We start from the raw sequence: 15,487 nt of genomic DNA, 5'->3' as shown, positions 1-15,487 counted from the left end.
CGCTTTATAGGGGGACCCCAGTTCCCCTGTCAACACACCAGATGAAAGTTTTTCGACAAAAGTGGATCTCGATCGATAAGCCTCGCGTTTTCAATGACTTACATTTTAACCGGCAGATGGAGCCCGGCCAATCGGCCCTGTCTCCAGGCAAATCGCCCTGCGGCCCCCCGCTCCATGAGGGAGCCGCTCCGTACGGTCAGATCGCCTCGGCCTTGCCCGCCGCTTCTCCTGTGCTCATACCCGATCCTGATGGACCGGCCGGCCCATGCCCCTCCCGTCGCGAAACGGTTCGAGCGATGAGCAACGACCTCCTCTATCTCTCGCACAAGGACGTGCGGGCTTGTTCCGTCACTCCGCGCGAGGCGCGAGAGGCCGTGCTCGCCGCCTTCCGTGACCATGCCGCCGGACGAAACCGCAGCCTGCCGAAGAGCGCGCTCGCGCTCGGTCCCGGCCACGCCTTTCAGGCGATGACCGCAGCCTCGCAGGCGCAAGCGATCGCCACGGTGAAATGGGTCGCCTCGGCGCCATCGCAGGAAGGCAGCTCCGTACCGAGCGTGAGCGCACTGATCTGCGTCAGCGATTATGTGACGGGTGCCCCGCTCGCGATCCTCGACGGCGACGAGATCACGCTGGTGCGGACCGCGGCGATGTCGGCGGCCGCCGCCTCGCTGCTCGCCCCGCCCGACGCACGCACGATCGGTTTCGTCGGCTGTGGCCTGCAGGCCCATGCCCATCTCGCGGCCTTCCGCAAGCTCTTTCCCAGCCTCGACAACGCCCTGATGCTGAGCCGCAGCCGTAGCTCGGCCGAGCGCCTGGCGGAAGCTGCAGCAGCCCAGGGCCTCACCACGGAGATCGTCGACGATGCCGACAGGCTGCTCGCCCGCAGCGACATCGTCATCTCGATGGTTCCGGCGACGCCGGGCCTGCGCCCCTTCCTCGATGCCGGCCGGATGAAGCCTGCCGCCTTCGCCGCTGCCGTCGATACCGGCCGCAGCTGGCTGCCGGAGGCACTGCCCGCCTTCGACCTGCTGGCAACCGACAGCCTCACCCAGTCGCAGGCGCCCTATGACGTCGACGGGCAGCCGGTGGCCAGCGTCCGCTTCGGCCATGACCTTGCCGCGCTCTCGCAGATGCCACTGGCCGATGCCGGGACGAAGCGCTCGCTGTTCTGCTTCCGCGGCTTCGCGCTCGCGGATCTCGCGCTCGCGCATCTCGTGCTGGAGAAGGCGCGCGCCGGCGGCATCGGGATGCTCCTGCCGCGCTAGCAACCCTGCCATGCGCCGGCTTTCCCTTCTCGTGCGGGAAGCCTACCTTCCCCGGTATCGAGGTGTTCCAGATAGGCGATGGCAATGACGAAGGGTTCCGATCTCCTGGTGGCCGCGCTCGAGAACGAGGGCGTCGATCGCATCTTCGGCGTTCCCGGCGAGGAAAACCTCGACGTCGTCGAGTCCCTCCGGACCTCGAAGATCGAGCTTGTCCTGACCCGGCACGAGCAGGCCGCCGCCTTCATGGCGGCGACGCATGGCCGGCTGACCGGGCGTCCCGGCGTCTGCATCGCGACATTGGGGCCCGGCGCGCTCAACTTCTCGACCGGGGCGGCCTATGCCCATCTCGGCGCCATGCCGATGATCCTGATCACCGGCCAGAAGGCGATCATGAGCGCCAAGCAGGCGCGCTTCCAGATCGTCGACGTCGTCGCCTCGATGAAGCCGCTGACCAAGATGACCCGGCAGATCGTCAGCGCTGCCAGCATCCCGGCGGTGGTGCGCGACGCCTTCCGGGTCGCGATGGAGGAACGGCCCGGCCCGGTGCATCTCGAACTGCCGGAAGACATCGCCGGCGAGGAGGTCGCCGACGTGCCGCTGATCCCGGTGCATCCGCTGGAGCAGCCGGTGGCTGATCCGAGGGCGATCGCCCGCGCGGCCGAGATGATCCTCGCTGCCAAGCGGCCTCTGGTGATGATCGGCGCCGCCGGCAACCGGCCGCGGCTGGTCGAGCCGCTCTCCGATTTCGTGCGGCGGGTGAAGCTGCCCTTCTTCAACACCCAGATGGGCAAGGGCGCCGTCACTGGCGGCTCGAACCTCTATGTCGGCACCGCCGCCCTGTCCGAGGGCGACTATGTCCACCAGGCGGTCGACCGGGCCGACCTGATCATCGCGATCGGCCACGACACGGTCGAGAAGCCGCCCTTCCTGATGAAGAGCGCCGGCGGGCCGAAGGTGATCCATGTCGGCTACCAGTCGGCGACGGTCGAGCAGGTCTACCACCCCGATGCCGAGGTGATCGGCGATATCGGCGCGACCGTCACGGCGCTGGCGGAGCGGCTGGGCGGCCAGGTCGAAGCCGATCCGATCATGCTGGAGCTGCGCCAGAAGATCCTCGCGCATCTCAACGACCGCTCCGAGGAGGATCGCTTCCCGATCACGCCGCAGCGCATCGTCCACGACATCCGCGCCGTGATGCCGGAGGACGGCATGGTCTGCCTCGACAACGGCATGTACAAGATCTGGTTCGCGCGCAATTACCGCACCCATGTCGCCAACACGCTGCTGCTCGACAATGCGCTGGCGACGATGGGCGCTGGCCTGCCCTCGGCGATGATGGCGGCGATGCTGCATCCCAAGCGCCGGGTCATGGCGGTTTGCGGCGATGGCGGCTTCATGATGAACAGCCAGGAGATGGAGACCGCCGTCCGCCTCGGCCTCAACCTCGTCGTCGTCATCCTCAACGACAGCGCCTACGGCATGATCCGCTGGAAGCAGGCCGTCGACGGCTTCAAGGATTACGGGATGAGCTTCGGCAATCCCGATTTCGTCGCCTATGCCAAGGCCTATGGCGCCAAGGGCTCGCGCGTTGGCTCGGCCGCCGAGCTGGTGCCGACGCTGGAGGCGGCCTTCGAGGGCAGCGGCGTCCATCTCGTCGAGATACCGATCGACTATTCCGAGAACACCCGCGTGCTCGTCGAGGAGCTGCGCAACAAGACGCCGGATATCGAGCTGGCTTGAGCCAATCTGCTGCGCTCGCAGGAAAGACTCGGATCATCCCGGACGGAGCGCAGCGGAAATCCGGGATCCATGCCTGAGCCTTGCCGAATGAGGTTCAGGCATGAGTCCCGGATCTCCCTCCGGTCGCCTGGGACGACCCGCACTTGTTTCTAGCTTTGGGCGTCCCGTCCAGGCCGCCGGTATGGAAACCACCGAGGAGACGACGATGCTGACAGTGGTCCAGGCCTATGATCGCGCGCCGATCGAGGAGATCGCCACCGACGATGCCGCGGCGCTCGAAGCCAAGCTCGCAGCGGCCGAGAAGGTCTTCCGCAATCGCGATGGCTGGCTGAAACCGCATGAGCGGATCGCGATCCTGCGCAAGCTCGCCGACTTATTGTCGGCAAAGCGCGATCATTTCGCCCGCCAGATCGCGCGCGAGGGCGGCAAGCCGCTGACCGATGCGATCATCGAGACGACCCGCGCCATCGACGGCGTCCACAACGCCGCCGACGAACTGCGCAACTTCGCCGGGCGAGAGATCCCGATGGGGCTGACGCCGGCCGCTGCCGGGCGCTGGGCCTTCACCACCAAGGAGCCGATCGGGATCGTCGCGGCAGTCTCGGCCTTCAACCACCCCCTCAACCTGATCGTCCACCAGGTCGCACCGGCGATCGCCACCGGCTGCCCGGTGATCATCAAGCCGGCGAGCACGACGCCGCTCTGCTGCCGCGATTTCGTCGCGCTGGTGCACGAGGCCGGCCTGCCGGAGGCCTGGTGCCAGATGTTCCTGCCGGAGAGCAACGAGCTCGCCGAGAAGCTCGTGACCGACCGGCGCATCGCCTTCCTCAGCTTCATCGGCTCGGCCAAGGTCGGCTGGTCGCTGCATGCCAAGCTGGCGCATGGCGCGCGCTCGGCGCTGGAGCATGGCGGGGCGGCGCCGGCGATCGTCGACCGCAGCGCCGATCTCGACCGGATCATCGAGCCGCTGGTCAAGGGCGGCTACTACCATGCCGGCCAGGTCTGCGTGTCGACGCAGCGCATCTACGTGCATGAGGAGATCGCCGACGCCTTCACCGAGCGGCTGGTGGCACGCGTCGCCAAATTGCGCACCGGCGATCCCGTGCTGAAGGAGACCGAGGTCGGCCCGCTGATCCTGCCCAGGGAGGCAGATAGGGTCGCAAGCTGGATCGACGAGGCCGTCAAGGGTGGAGCGAAGCTTGCGCTCGGCGGCAAACGGCTGTCGGAGACGACGCTGGAACCGGCGGTGCTGCTCGACCCGGCCGCCGACGCCAAGGTCTCGCAGCTCGAGGTCTTCGGCCCGCTGGTCTGCGTCTACCGCTACAGCAAGCTCGACGAGGCCATTGCTCGGGCCAATTCGCTCAACGTCGCCTTCCAGGCCAGCGTCTTCGCACAAGACATCGACGTTGCGCTGCACGCCGCCGAGCGGCTCGACGCCTCGGCGGTGATGGTCAACGACCCCACGGCCTTCCGCACCGACTGGATGCCCTTCGCCGGCCGCAAGGAATCCGGCTACGGCACCGGCGGCATCCCCTACACCATGCGCGACATGACGCAGGAGAAGATGATCCTGCTGAACCGGCGTTGAGGCGGCATTCTTCCTGCCGCCTTTCCCTCAGCCCTCGTCCTGAGGAGCAGCCACAGGCTGGGTCTCGAAGGATGCTCCAGATGGTTTCGGTGTCCCCTGAAGCATCCTTCGAGACGGCCGCGATGCGGCGTCCTCAGGATGAGGGCTGACGTGGTTTGAAGTGGAGTTTCAGCGCTTCAGCAGCAGCCTGACCTTCGCCAGCGCCGAGTCCTGTTCCTCGTGATAATCGATCAGGCTGCGGAAGCGCCCCTCCGCGTCCATCAGATAGACCGAGGCGGTGTGGTCCATGGTGTAGCCCTCCGCCGTCGGGATGCGCCTGGCATAGGCCTTGTAGGCCTTCAGTGCCGCATCGACCTCGGCCTGCGTGCCGGAGAGCCCGACGATGCGCGGATCGAAGGATTGCAGATAGAGCGAAAGCTGCGCCGGCGTGTCGCGCTCGGGATCGACCGAGACGAAGAGCACGTTGAGCCTGTCGGCATCGGCGCCGAGCTTGCCAAGCAGAGTGGTGAGCTCGAACAGCGTAGTCGGGCAGACCTCGGGACAATGGGTGAAGCCGAAGAAGACCAGCGTCGGCTTGCCGAGATAATCGGCCTGCGAGACCTTGCGGCCGGTATGGTCGGTCGAGGTGAAGGGACCGCCGACATCGGCCAGCGGGGTCGATACGGACCCGCCCAAGCTCGGCCGGCCGGGTCCGTCGACCCGCCACCAGCCGAGCGTGATCGCGGCGGCGGCGAAGGCGACGATGACGACAGCGCCCCAGGCGCCATAACGAATGATCTTGAGGATCGGCATGCGCCTTTGTCTGGCCGCCAGCCTCGCCGGCGTCAACGCGGCGAAATCGACCCGGTCGCCGTTGCCTGCTGCGGCTCATCATCGCCGCTACCACCATAAGGATCGGCCAGCGCCGCCTGCGGCGCGCTGATCTCGACCTTGCCGGCGACCATGGTCTGCATCCGCTCCGGCCCGATGGTGCGCAGGAGCTTGCGGAAGCTCTGATGCATGCCGCCGTCGATCAGCGCATAGCTCATCGCCGGCGTGCTGCCGGTGAGCTCGGCCAGGCGTGCCTCGTCGCGGGCGCTGCGCGCGGAGACCAGAGACGCGACCTCCGGATCGGTCTCATAGGCCGGGCACGGCGCACCGGGGACGAAGGCCGAGGCATCGCCCGCCGGATTGAAGACGTAGCGGCCGCCGCAGGTCGCGAGCTTAGGTGGCTGCCGCGTCGCCTCGAAATGATCCGAGCCTTCCTTGAGATTGCGCCAGAAGGCGATGTTCGGATTGCCGCGATGGCGGGCCAGGTTCTCCGGCGTCATCCGGAAGGGGAAGGCCTGGACCTGGAAGCTGCGCTGCCCGCCGGCAAAAGCCTCGCGCGCGAGACCATAGAGTTCCGTCACGCCGTCATCTGTCATGGCGTAGCAGCCGGCCGAGGTGCAGGCGCCGTGGATCATCAGGGCCGAACCGGTATAGCCCTGCGCCTTCTCCAGCGCGTTCGGGTAGCCGAGATTATAGGAGAGGTAATACGCCGATTTCGGATTCATCAGCTCCGGCGTCACCGTATAGAAGCCCTCCGGCGCCTGCCGGTCGCCCTCGCGCTTCTTCGGGCCGAGCTGGCCGGACCAGCGGCACATCGGATAGGTCTTGAGCAGGGCATATTGGCCGGAGCGATCGCGCTTCCAGACCTCGAGCTCGCTCTCCTTCTTGTAGAGGCGCACGACGATCGGGTCGGCCTGGCTCATGCCCTTCGCCGACATCTGCGAGACGAGCGCCGCCGGCAGTGGCTGGTTGCCGCGGCCGTCGCCGTCCACCCCGACGCAGGACGAGAGGGCGATGGCGGCGGCACCGAGCAGCGCGAAGCGCCGGAGACGCTGGACTATAGAGCGATCGGACATGGCTAAAATTATCGGCGTCTGGCGCTAACGACTCGTGAACAAGACCGATTCTTGCGCGCGGCGCGGGATCGCTCCCTGCTCGGCAACGCCGCCAGCAGCATCAGCACCACGCCCAAGGTCAATGCGATGTCGGCACCGTTGAAGGTCGGCCAGTGCCAGTCGCCCCAATGCAGATCGAGGAAATCGGTGACCGCACCCTGGCGCCAGCGATCGATCGCATTGCCGAAGGCCCCGCCCGCCATCAGCGAGAGGCCGATGCGTTCGAGCCGATGCCCGGCGAGCGCCGCCCAGGCCAGCAGGCCGAAGCCGGCCGCGAACTTGAACAGCCCGAGCAGGCCGGGCCAGGCTTCGAGCATCTCGCGGAACAGGCCGAAGCTGACGCCGGTATTGAAGCCGAGGCGCAGGTTGAGGAAGGGCGTCAGCGCGACCGGCTCCGGTGGATTGAGCACGATCTCCAGCATCAGCCATTTGCTGGCCTGATCGAGCCCGGCGGCGGCGAGAGCGATTGCAGCGACATAGGCAAGTCTGCGCGGCCAGGTCATGCGGCACCTTCGGCCGCGACGAGGCGGAAGAGCGCGCTCTCCATGCCGGACATGGATCGCTCCTTCAGCCGGCCTTGCCGGCGTCGAAGCGCAGCAGGCGCAGCGCGTTCGCGGTGACGAGCACGGTTGCGCCGGTATCGGCGAGGATCGCGACCCAGAGACCCGTATAGCCAAGCACGCTGGTGACCAGGAACACCGCCTTCAGGCCGAGCGCGATCGCGATGTTCGCACGGATATTGCCCATCGCCGCCCGGGCCAGCCGGATCATCGCGGCGATGTCGCGCACCCGGCTCTTCAGTACGGCGCCGTCTGCGGTCTCGAGCGCGACATCGGTGCCCGAGCCCATCGCGACGCCGATATTGGCGGCAGCAAGCGCCGGGGCATCGTTGATGCCGTCGCCGACCATCATCACCGGCGCTTCAAGCGCAAGTTCCTTGATGGCCGTGACCTTGTCGTCCGGCATCAATTCGGCCTTGTGCTCCAGACCGAGCGAGCCGGCGATGGCGGCACCGGTGCGGGCATTGTCGCCGGTCAGCATCACCGAGCGGACGCCGAGCGCCCTGAGTTCGGCGATCGCGGCGGCAGCATCCTCGCGCGGCTCGTCGCGCAGGGCGATGAGGCCGGCGAGCGCGCCGTCGGCGATGACGGCGGCGACGGTCTTGCCCGCGGTTTCGAGCCGTTCGACCGTCTCGAGCGCCGCTGTGTCGAAGCTGGCGCGCTCCCTGGCATGACGCGGCGCGCCGACGAAGACGGCAACCCCGTCGAGCTCGCCGGTGACGCCCTGGCCGGCGAGCGCCGCAGCGTTGGCTGCAGGCCGCACCGGAACACCATCCGCCCTGGCGCGGGCGAGGATGGCGAGTGCCAGCGGATGACTGGAGCCGGTCTCGACCGCTGCGGCGAGCTCGACGACCTTGCGCTCGTCACGGCCGAGGCTGACGATTTCGGTGACGCGCGGCTCGCCCGCGGTCAGCGTTCCCGTCTTGTCGAAGGCGACGACGCCGGTGCGCGCGGCGGCCTCGATCACCACGCCGCCCTTGAGCAGCAGGCCCTGGCGCGCGCCGGTCGAGAGCGCCGCCGCGATCGAGGCCGGCACCGAGATGACCAGCGCGCAGGGACAGCCGATCAGCAACAGCGCCAGCGCCCGGTAGATCCAGACCGACCACTCGCCGCCAAACGCCAGCGGCGGGACCAGCGCGACCAGGATGGCGAGGCCGACGATCGCGGGCATGTAGATGCGCGAGAAGCGGTCGATGAAGCGCTCGGTCGGCGCGCGCGCCTCCTGGGCTTCCTCGACCAGGCGGATGATCCTGGCGATGGTGTTGTCCTCAGTCGCCTTCTCGACGCGCACGCGCAGCGCCGCCTCGCGATTGACGGAGCCGGCATAGACGGGATCGCCGACACCCTTGGTCTTCGGTACGGATTCGCCGGTGATCGGGCTCTCGTCGATGCCGGAGACGCCGTCGCTGATCGCGCCGTCGGCGGGGATGCGGTCGCCCGGACGCACCAGCACGATCTGACCGACGGTCAGCGCGGCAGCGTCGACCTGGCGGGTCTCGCCGTTCTCCTCGACGATGGCCGTCTTGGGCACGAGATCGCCGAGCGCCCTGATCGAGGCGCGGGCGCGATCGGCGGCGACGCCCTCCAGCACCTCGCCGACGGCGAAGAGGAAGACGACCAGCGCCGCCTCCTCGGCCGCGCCGATGACGAGCGCGCCAGTCGCGGCGATCGTCATCAGCATCTCAATGGTGAAGGGCTGGCCCACCCTTGCCGCGGCGAAAGCACGCCGCGCCACCGGCACGACGCCGATCACGCAGGCGATGACAAAGGCACAGTAGGCGGCCGTCTCGGAGACCGTGAACTTGGCCAGCCAGGCGGCGCCGAGCAGCGTGCCGGTCAGCAGGACGAGCCTGCCCTTGCCGGTCTGGTACCAGGAGACGCCGTCCGGCGCCGGCTCATGGACATGGCCGGGCAGGCCGTGGCCATGGTCGGCGCCCTTGCTGGCCTTGCCGTGGCTATGGTCGCGATCGTGGTCATGGGCATGCTCGTGCCCGCCGCAGACCTGCGCCTTGTCGGTCGGACCGTGATCATGACCGCAGCCGCAGTTCGAAGCGGGCTCAGGCGCAGCGGTGCGCGGCGCGCTCGCCGGCATCGCCGTATAGCCCAGGCTGACGACGCGCTTCTCGATCGCATCGCGCCGCGTCCGATTCTCGTCGAGGGAGAGCGTTAGCGTCTCCGACATCACCGAGAGACGCACGTCGGAGACGCCGGGCAGCCGCTCGACCGCGCCGCGAATCTTCGCCGCGCAGCTGGCGCAATCCATGCCGCCGATCGTCCAGGACAGCGTTTCCGTTTCGGCTTTTGCGGCAGTCGCCATGCTCTCGTCTCCGCTTGACAGCGTTGCGGGACCACCTACCTACAACCTCTAGCCACTACAGCTTCAAGAGGAAAATCATGCCGCCGGCGAAAACCCTGGAGCGCGTGGTGCCGATCGGGACTTTGGCCGAGCGGACCGGAGTCAAGGTCGAGACCATCCGCTATTACGAGCAGGTCGGCCTGCTGCCGGAGCCGGAGCGGTCCGAGGGCAACCAGCGGCGCTATGGCCGCGCCCATGTCGAGCGGCTCGCCTTCATCAAGCATGCGCGCGACCTCGGCTTCGCGGTCGAGAGCATCCGTACCCTGCTGCGGCTTTCGGACACACCCGGCATGGCCTGCGACGAGGCGCATGCGATCGCGGCCGAACATCTCGACGAAGTGCGCGACAAGATCGCGCGTTTGCGCTCGCTGGAGGCGGAACTCGCCCGGATCGCAACGGTTTGCTCGGGCGGGGTTGCCGCCAGCGACTGCGCCGTGATCGAGGCGCTGGCCGACCACAGCCATTGTGAGCACCATAGGCACTGAGACACTGACGCAAATTGACCCTGCCGGCAGCCATGCTATCGAAGCCGCAGGAGGGTCGGTTTTGTCCGCAGGGCGCCACAATGCAGGGATGAGACGCTGGGTCGCGCTGGCCGCGGCCTATCTCGTCGTGCTGCAGGCGATCTTCGCGGGCCTAGCCTCCGGCGCCAATGCCGCGAACTTCAGCCTTGACCGTTTCCTGGCGATGACGCTCTGCGCCGGCGGTGATCAGCCGATGAGCCAAAGCGATGGCGCCGCCACGCATGAGCTGATGAGCTGCTGCATGCTCGGCTGCGCCTTCACTGGTGCCGGCGCGCCAGCGGCCCCGACCGATTTCCTGCCGATCGTCCATCGCGCCGTCGATCTCGTCGCCTTCCAGCGCCGGCTCGATCTGCCGTCCGGCTTCATCGCCGGCCGTTCCCCGGCCAATCCGCGCGCACCGCCCGCCGCTCTCTGAGCTGGATGTTACGGCGCACCGCTGCGCCGCGACCAGCATCATCTGACAGCCGCCAGCGGCCTTCCTCCCATCCCGTTCGCTCGCGACGGCACCCTGCCGGCTCGCGCGCACCTTCCAGATCGAGGCCGCCAAGTGCGGCTGCGCCGGCCATGCCGGCGTCCTTTCCGCAGGGATTCCTCACGATGAAATCGCTTTCGCTCGCCGCCCTCGTCGCGGCTTTCACCGCCGGCCCGGCCCTCGCTCATGTCACGCTGGAGACCCAGCAGGCCCCGGTCGGCTCGACCTACAAGGCCGTGCTGCGGGTGCCGCATGGCTGCAAGGGCGCGGCCACAACCAGGGTCCGCGTCCGCATTCCCGAGGGCGTCATCGCGGTGAAACCGATGCCCAAGCCCGGCTGGACGCTGGAGACGACCAAGGGCAAGTACGAGAAGTCCTACGACTACTACGGCACGCCGACGGTCGAGGGCGTCACCGAAGTCAGCTGGAGCGGCGGCAGGCTGCTCGACGAGCACTATGACGAGTTCGTCCTGCGTGCCTATCTCACCGCCGACCTCAAGCCGGAGACCACGCTTTACGTGCCGATCGTGCAGGAATGCGAGGGCGGCGCGGTCGAGCGCTGGATCGAGATCCCGGCGGCCGGCAAGTCGGCGGACGACTACAAGTTCCCGGCGCCGGGCGTGAAGCTGACGCCGAAGAAATGAGCGAGCGCGGCCGGGCTTTCCCGCCCGGCCGCCGTCACGCTATGACCCGGCAGCTTCATCTCCTTCTCGTTCTGCTCGGTCTCGCCGTCGCCTCGCTGGCGACGACGGGGCAGGCCCTGGCACACGCCGCCTTGACCAAGACCGTTCCGTCCGACGGCGCGGTCATCGCCAGTGCGCCCAGCGCGTTCAGCCTCAGCTTCAGCGAGCCGGTCTCGCCCTTGGTGCTGAGGCTGATCGGCCCCGACGGGACGAGCCGACCCCTGACGCACTTCACGCTCACGGACCGGACGCTCGCGATCGCGGCCCCCTCCGCCCTAGCCGACGGCACGCATGTGCTGAGCTGGCGCGTCGTTTCCGAGGACGGCCATCCGGTCGGCGGCTCGGTGCTGTTCTCTGTCGGTGCGCCGAGTGGTGCGCCCGATCTTGCCGCAAGCCAGACCGAGCCAACCGTGCGCGTGGTCCTCTGGCTCGGCAAGCTCGGGCTCTATCTCGGACTCGCGTTCGGCATTGGCGGCGTCGCCTTCATGGCGTGGGTCGCTCCCTTGCCTGTCGCCGCTCGCCGGCCAATCGCAGGCTTCCTCGTCCTCGGGCTGCTGTCGCTGCCGGTCGCCTTTGCGGCACAGGGGCTCGATTCGCTGGCACTGCCCCTTTCTGAAGCTCTGCAGTCAGCCACCTGGCAGACAGCCGCCGCGAGCAGCTTTGGCCGCACCGCGCTGATCGCGACGCTCGCGCTGCTGACCGCACTGATTGCGCTCTTCGTCCCCAGCCGAAGCGGACGTCTGCTCACAGTCTTCGCCTGGCTCGGCGTCGGCGCGGCGCTTGCCGCGAGCGGCCATGCCAGCGCGGCCGAGCCGCAGATGCTGACCCGCCCGGCCGTGTTCCTGCACGCGGTCGGCATGGCCGGCTGGGCTGGTGCGCTGCTGCCGCTCGCCTTTGCCTTGCGGCAATCCGATGGAGCGCAGGCGCTGCGACGCTTCTCCCGGCGCATTCCCGTGCTGCTGCTCGCCATCCTGCTCAGCGGCGTCGTGCTCGCGACCGTCCAGGTCGAGCATCCCCGAGCCTTGCTCGCGACGCCCTACGGCCTCGTGATGACGGGCAAGCTCATGCTGGTCGCGGTGCTGATCGGGCTCGGCGCCTTCAACCGCTATCGGCTGACGGAGCGTGTCATCTCCGGACGCGCGAGCGCCCGCTCGCTGTTGACCCGGATCATTACGGCCGAGATAGCAGTCATCGTCGCCATCCTCGCTGTCGTCGCGCTCTGGCGCTTCACGCCGCCGCCCCGCGCCCTCGCCGCCGCGGCAGCGCAGCCGGCCAGCGTCCATATCCACACCGACAAGGCGATGGCCGACATCAGCGTGACGCCGGGCCGCACCGGCCCTGTGACCATCACCGTCTCGCTGCTCGACGGCGCGTTCGGCCCGCTCGCGGCGAAGGAATTGCGGCTTGCCTTGTCACGGCCGGAAGCCGGCATCGAGCCGATCGAGCGGCAGGCAATCAAGCAGGCGGACGGCAGCTGGCAGGTCGGCGACCTGACACTTCCGGTGGCCGGCCGCTGGACCGTCGAGCTCGAGATCCTGGTCTCGGATTTCGAGATGACCCGTCTCAAGGACACGCTCGACATCCGCCCCTGAACCCGATCCAACTTTCACAACAGAAGGAGTTTCCGATGATCTCTCGCCTCGCTTGCGCAGCCATTGCCATCCTGGCGCTCGGCAGCGCCGCCGTCGCCCAGGACTACAGCGCCGGCCCGCTCAAGATCGAGCAGCCCTGGACGCGCGCGACCCCGGCCGGCGCCAAGGTCGCCGGCGGCTATGTCGCCGTGACCAATACCGGCAGCGCGTCCGACCGCCTGCTCGGCGGCAGCAGCGAGATCGCCGGCAAGGTCGAGATCCACGAAATGGCGGTCAACAACGGCGTGATGACCATGCGTGGCCTGCCTGAGGGCGTCGAGCTCAAGCCCGGCGCCAAGCTCGAGCTCAAGCCCGGCGGCTACCACATCATGTTCATGGATCTGAAGCGCCAGCTCAAGGAAGGCGAAAAGGTCAAAGGCACGCTGACCTTCGAGAAGGCCGGAGCGGTCCCCGTCGAGTTCTCCGTGCAATCGGTCGGTGCGCGTGCCCCGGCCGCAGCTCACACGCACTGATCGCCGCCGACAAGTTGCGCAATCATCGAGGCCGCCGGGTGCAAACCCCGGCGGCCTTTTTTATGCGCGCTTGACGATTTCCAGCGCGAGAAGTACGGTCCATATTAGAAAACAAATGATCCATGATATGGATCGATTGGAGGAACGCAGTGTTGCAGGGCATGCTCCCGGTCTTGCCGACGCCGTTCACCGAGGCTGGCGCCGTCAACCCGCAGGCGATGGCGGCGATCGTTGCCTTCGCGCTCGCGAGCGGCGTCGACGGCGTGGTGTTTCCGGGCTTCGCCAGCGAGGTCGACGAGCTCGCTGCGGCGGAGCGGGCGGCGCTGCTGAAGGTCGTGGTCGCCAAGGTTGGCAAGCGCGTGCCGATCGTCGCCGGCGCGAGCGCGCCGACTGCGGTTGAGGCGATCTCGCATTGCCGCGAGGCGCTCGCCAACGGCATCGGCCATGTGATGATCCAGGCGCCGAAGAGCGTCGGCACGACGACGGAAGCGGTCTCGGCTTTTTATGGCGAGATCGCCGCGGCCGTGCCCGGCATCGAGATCGTATTGCAGAACGCCCCGGCGCCGCGCGGCTCCGACCTCAAGCCCGAGGCGATCCTGCAGATCGTCCGTGACAACCCGGCGATCACCTATGTCAAGGAAGAGACGCTGCCGTCCGGCCTCGCCATCTCGGCGATCGCCGCCGGCAAGCCGGCGCATCTGAAGGGCGTGATCGGCGGCGGTGGGGCGCGCTACCTGATCGACGAGTATAATCGCGGCGCCTGCGGCGCGATGCCGGCGGTCGAGCTCGCCGACATCCATGTCGCGATGGACCGCGCTTATCGCAGCGGCGACATCGCTCGCGCGCGCGAGCTCTATATGCGGACGCTGCCGCTGCTGGTGATCCAGTTCAATTTCCGCATGGCCTTCACCAAGCATGTGCTGACGCGGCGCGGCGTGCTGACCAATCAGGTGGTGCGGGCGAAGGTGCCGCCGATGGACGCGCTCGATGTCGCCGAAATCGACGCATGGCTGGAGGCGTGCACCGACCTCGTGACGGCTGGGCCGCGCGAGCCCAAGCTCGGCGGAGGCGCGTGATGGCCGAGCGTGTCGCCCGCGTCGAAGTCTTCTCGATCACCATTCCGCGCGAGACGCCCTATCTCGGCGCGCTACGCGAAGGCGAGCGCATCAACGACCACGGCTATATCGTCCGCAAGGGCAACCGCACGGTCTATCCGACCGTCGACCGCACCGTAGTGGTCAGGATCGAGACGGCAAGCGGCGCCATCGGCTGGGGCGAGACCTATGGCATCGTCGCGCCGGGCGCGGCGATGGCGATCATCGACGACCTGCTCGGCCCCTTCGTCGTCGGGCGCGACCCGCGCGACGTCAGCGTCATCCATGACGATCTCTACGATCTGATGCGGGTGCGTGGCTATACCGGCGGCTTCTATCTCGACGCGCTCGCCGCGATCGACATCGCGCTCTGGGACCTCTGCGGCAAGCTTTCCAGTTTGCCGCTGGTCAAGCTGCTAGGCGGCCAGAAGCATGAGCGTTTGCCGGCTTACATATCCGGCCTGCCGAAGCCGGCGCGGGCGGAGCGGGCCGAGTTCGCCGCCGAGTGGCAAGCCAAGGGCTTCGACAGCTTCAAGTTCGCCGCTCCGGTCGCCGATGACGGCAATGTCGCGGAGATCGCGACGCTGCGCGAGCGGCTCGGGCCGAAAGCGCGCATCGCCTGCGACATGCACTGGGTCCATACCGGCGAAGAAGCCGTCGCGGCGATCCGGGCGATGGAGCCGCACGATCTCTGGTTCGCCGAGGCGCCGGTCAAGCCGGAGGATCTAGACGGGCTCGCGCATGTCGCCTCGAAGGTCTCGACGCCGGTCGCGGCCGGCGAGGAATGGCGCACCGTCTACGATCTTGTGCCGCGCGCCGCCCGGCGGGCCTGCGCGATCGTGCAGCCGGAGATGGGCCATAAGGGCGTGACCGAGTTCATGCGCATCGGCCTCTATGCGCAGGCGCACCACCTCAGGGTCATCCCGCATGCCACGATCGGCATCGGCCTGTTCCTGGCGGCGAGCCTGCATGCATCCTCGGCGCTGGCGGCGGTCGAGTGCCATGAATTCCAGCACTCGATCTTCGAGCCGAACCGGCGATTGCTCTTGGGCGACATGGACTGCAGCGACGGCTTCTATCGTTTGCCGAGCGGTCCAGGCCTCGGGGTCGAGCCATCGAAGGAAGCGCTCAAGCTGCTGAAGCGGCTCTAGCGACTAGAAAAACCAAGGGAGGAGG

At 67.9% G+C, this 15,487-nt stretch carries 14 protein-coding genes; 10 read left to right on the top strand and 4 right to left on the bottom strand.

The annotated features are described in order from the left end of the window. Positions 1 to 296: 296 nt before the first annotated feature. From CXY91_RS16595 to CXY91_RS16585, 3 genes are all read left to right on the top strand, one after another. Positions 297 to 1,265 (top strand): ornithine cyclodeaminase family protein, encoded by a 969-nt coding sequence (locus CXY91_RS16595; RefSeq protein WP_158673449.1) that lies wholly within the window; start codon positions 297 to 299, stop codon positions 1,263 to 1,265. Positions 1,266 to 1,349: 84 nt separating this feature from the next. Next, a complete protein-coding gene (locus CXY91_RS16590) occupies positions 1,350 to 3,005 on the top strand; it encodes an acetolactate synthase large subunit (protein WP_100962394.1) in 1,656 nt (551 codons plus the stop codon). A gap of 205 nt (positions 3,006 to 3,210) precedes the next feature. Further along, positions 3,211 to 4,593: an aldehyde dehydrogenase family protein gene (locus CXY91_RS16585; RefSeq protein ID WP_100962399.1), complete on the top strand. Its 1,383-nt coding sequence runs from the start codon at positions 3,211 to 3,213 to the stop codon at positions 4,591 to 4,593. 168 nt (positions 4,594 to 4,761) lie between these two features. On the opposite strand, the gene CXY91_RS16580 is transcribed toward CXY91_RS16585, so the two are convergent. The 4 genes from CXY91_RS16580 to CXY91_RS16565 all read right to left on the bottom strand — a co-directional run bounded on the left by CXY91_RS16580 (position 4,762) and on the right by CXY91_RS16565 (position 9,395). Beyond that, positions 4,762 to 5,385: an SCO family protein gene (locus CXY91_RS16580; RefSeq protein ID WP_100962393.1), complete on the bottom strand. Its 624-nt coding sequence runs from the start codon at positions 5,383 to 5,385 to the stop codon at positions 4,762 to 4,764. 32 nt (positions 5,386 to 5,417) lie between these two features. After that, positions 5,418 to 6,479, bottom strand: coding sequence for a L,D-transpeptidase family protein (locus CXY91_RS16575; protein WP_100962392.1), 1,062 nt, complete (start codon positions 6,477 to 6,479; stop codon positions 5,418 to 5,420). 8 nt (positions 6,480 to 6,487) lie between these two features. Continuing rightward, positions 6,488 to 7,021 (bottom strand): signal peptidase II, encoded by a 534-nt coding sequence (lspA, locus tag CXY91_RS16570; RefSeq protein ID WP_100962391.1) that lies wholly within the window; start codon positions 7,019 to 7,021, stop codon positions 6,488 to 6,490. Positions 7,022 to 7,085: 64 nt separating this feature from the next. Then, entirely contained in the window at positions 7,086 to 9,395 is a 2,310-nt protein-coding gene (locus CXY91_RS16565) for a heavy metal translocating P-type ATPase (protein ID WP_100962390.1), read from the bottom strand. Positions 9,396 to 9,472: 77 nt separating this feature from the next. Here CXY91_RS16565 and CXY91_RS16560 point away from each other — a divergent pair, with 77 nt between their 5' ends. The 7 genes from CXY91_RS16560 to CXY91_RS16530 all read left to right on the top strand — a co-directional run bounded on the left by CXY91_RS16560 (position 9,473) and on the right by CXY91_RS16530 (position 15,462). Next, positions 9,473 to 9,919 carry a MerR family transcriptional regulator gene (locus tag CXY91_RS16560; RefSeq protein ID WP_248307520.1) on the top strand — a complete coding sequence of 149 codons (447 nt, stop codon included), beginning with the start codon at positions 9,473 to 9,475 and terminating at the stop codon, positions 9,917 to 9,919. A gap of 88 nt (positions 9,920 to 10,007) precedes the next feature. Further along, complete coding sequence (locus CXY91_RS16555; protein WP_100962389.1) at positions 10,008 to 10,373, top strand: hypothetical protein; 366 nt, start codon at positions 10,008 to 10,010, stop codon at positions 10,371 to 10,373. 182 nt (positions 10,374 to 10,555) lie between these two features. Next, positions 10,556 to 11,074 (top strand): YcnI family copper-binding membrane protein, encoded by a 519-nt coding sequence (locus CXY91_RS16550; protein WP_100962397.1) that lies wholly within the window; start codon positions 10,556 to 10,558, stop codon positions 11,072 to 11,074. Positions 11,075 to 11,115: 41 nt separating this feature from the next. Continuing rightward, on the top strand, positions 11,116 to 12,705 hold the full coding sequence (locus CXY91_RS16545; RefSeq protein ID WP_199777477.1) for a copper resistance CopC/CopD family protein: 1,590 nt from the start codon (positions 11,116 to 11,118) through the stop codon (positions 12,703 to 12,705). Positions 12,706 to 12,740: 35 nt separating this feature from the next. Then, positions 12,741 to 13,217, top strand: coding sequence for a copper chaperone PCu(A)C (locus CXY91_RS16540; RefSeq protein WP_091834476.1), 477 nt, complete (start codon positions 12,741 to 12,743; stop codon positions 13,215 to 13,217). 161 nt (positions 13,218 to 13,378) lie between these two features. Then, positions 13,379 to 14,293 (top strand): dihydrodipicolinate synthase family protein, encoded by a 915-nt coding sequence (locus CXY91_RS16535; protein ID WP_248307521.1) that lies wholly within the window; start codon positions 13,379 to 13,381, stop codon positions 14,291 to 14,293. Further along, on the top strand, positions 14,293 to 15,462 hold the full coding sequence (locus CXY91_RS16530; protein WP_100962386.1) for a mandelate racemase/muconate lactonizing enzyme family protein: 1,170 nt from the start codon (positions 14,293 to 14,295) through the stop codon (positions 15,460 to 15,462). The genes CXY91_RS16535 and CXY91_RS16530 overlap by 1 nt, the downstream gene beginning before the upstream one ends. Positions 15,463 to 15,487 lie beyond the last annotated feature (25 nt).

It is taken from the genome of Allobosea sp. FBZP-16, assembly GCF_002831785.1.
In the GTDB taxonomy this organism is placed as follows: domain Bacteria; phylum Pseudomonadota; class Alphaproteobacteria; order Rhizobiales; family Beijerinckiaceae; genus Allobosea; species Allobosea lupini.
Note: the sequence above shows the minus strand (reverse complement) of the source record. Positions and strands in the feature narration are given on the sequence as shown.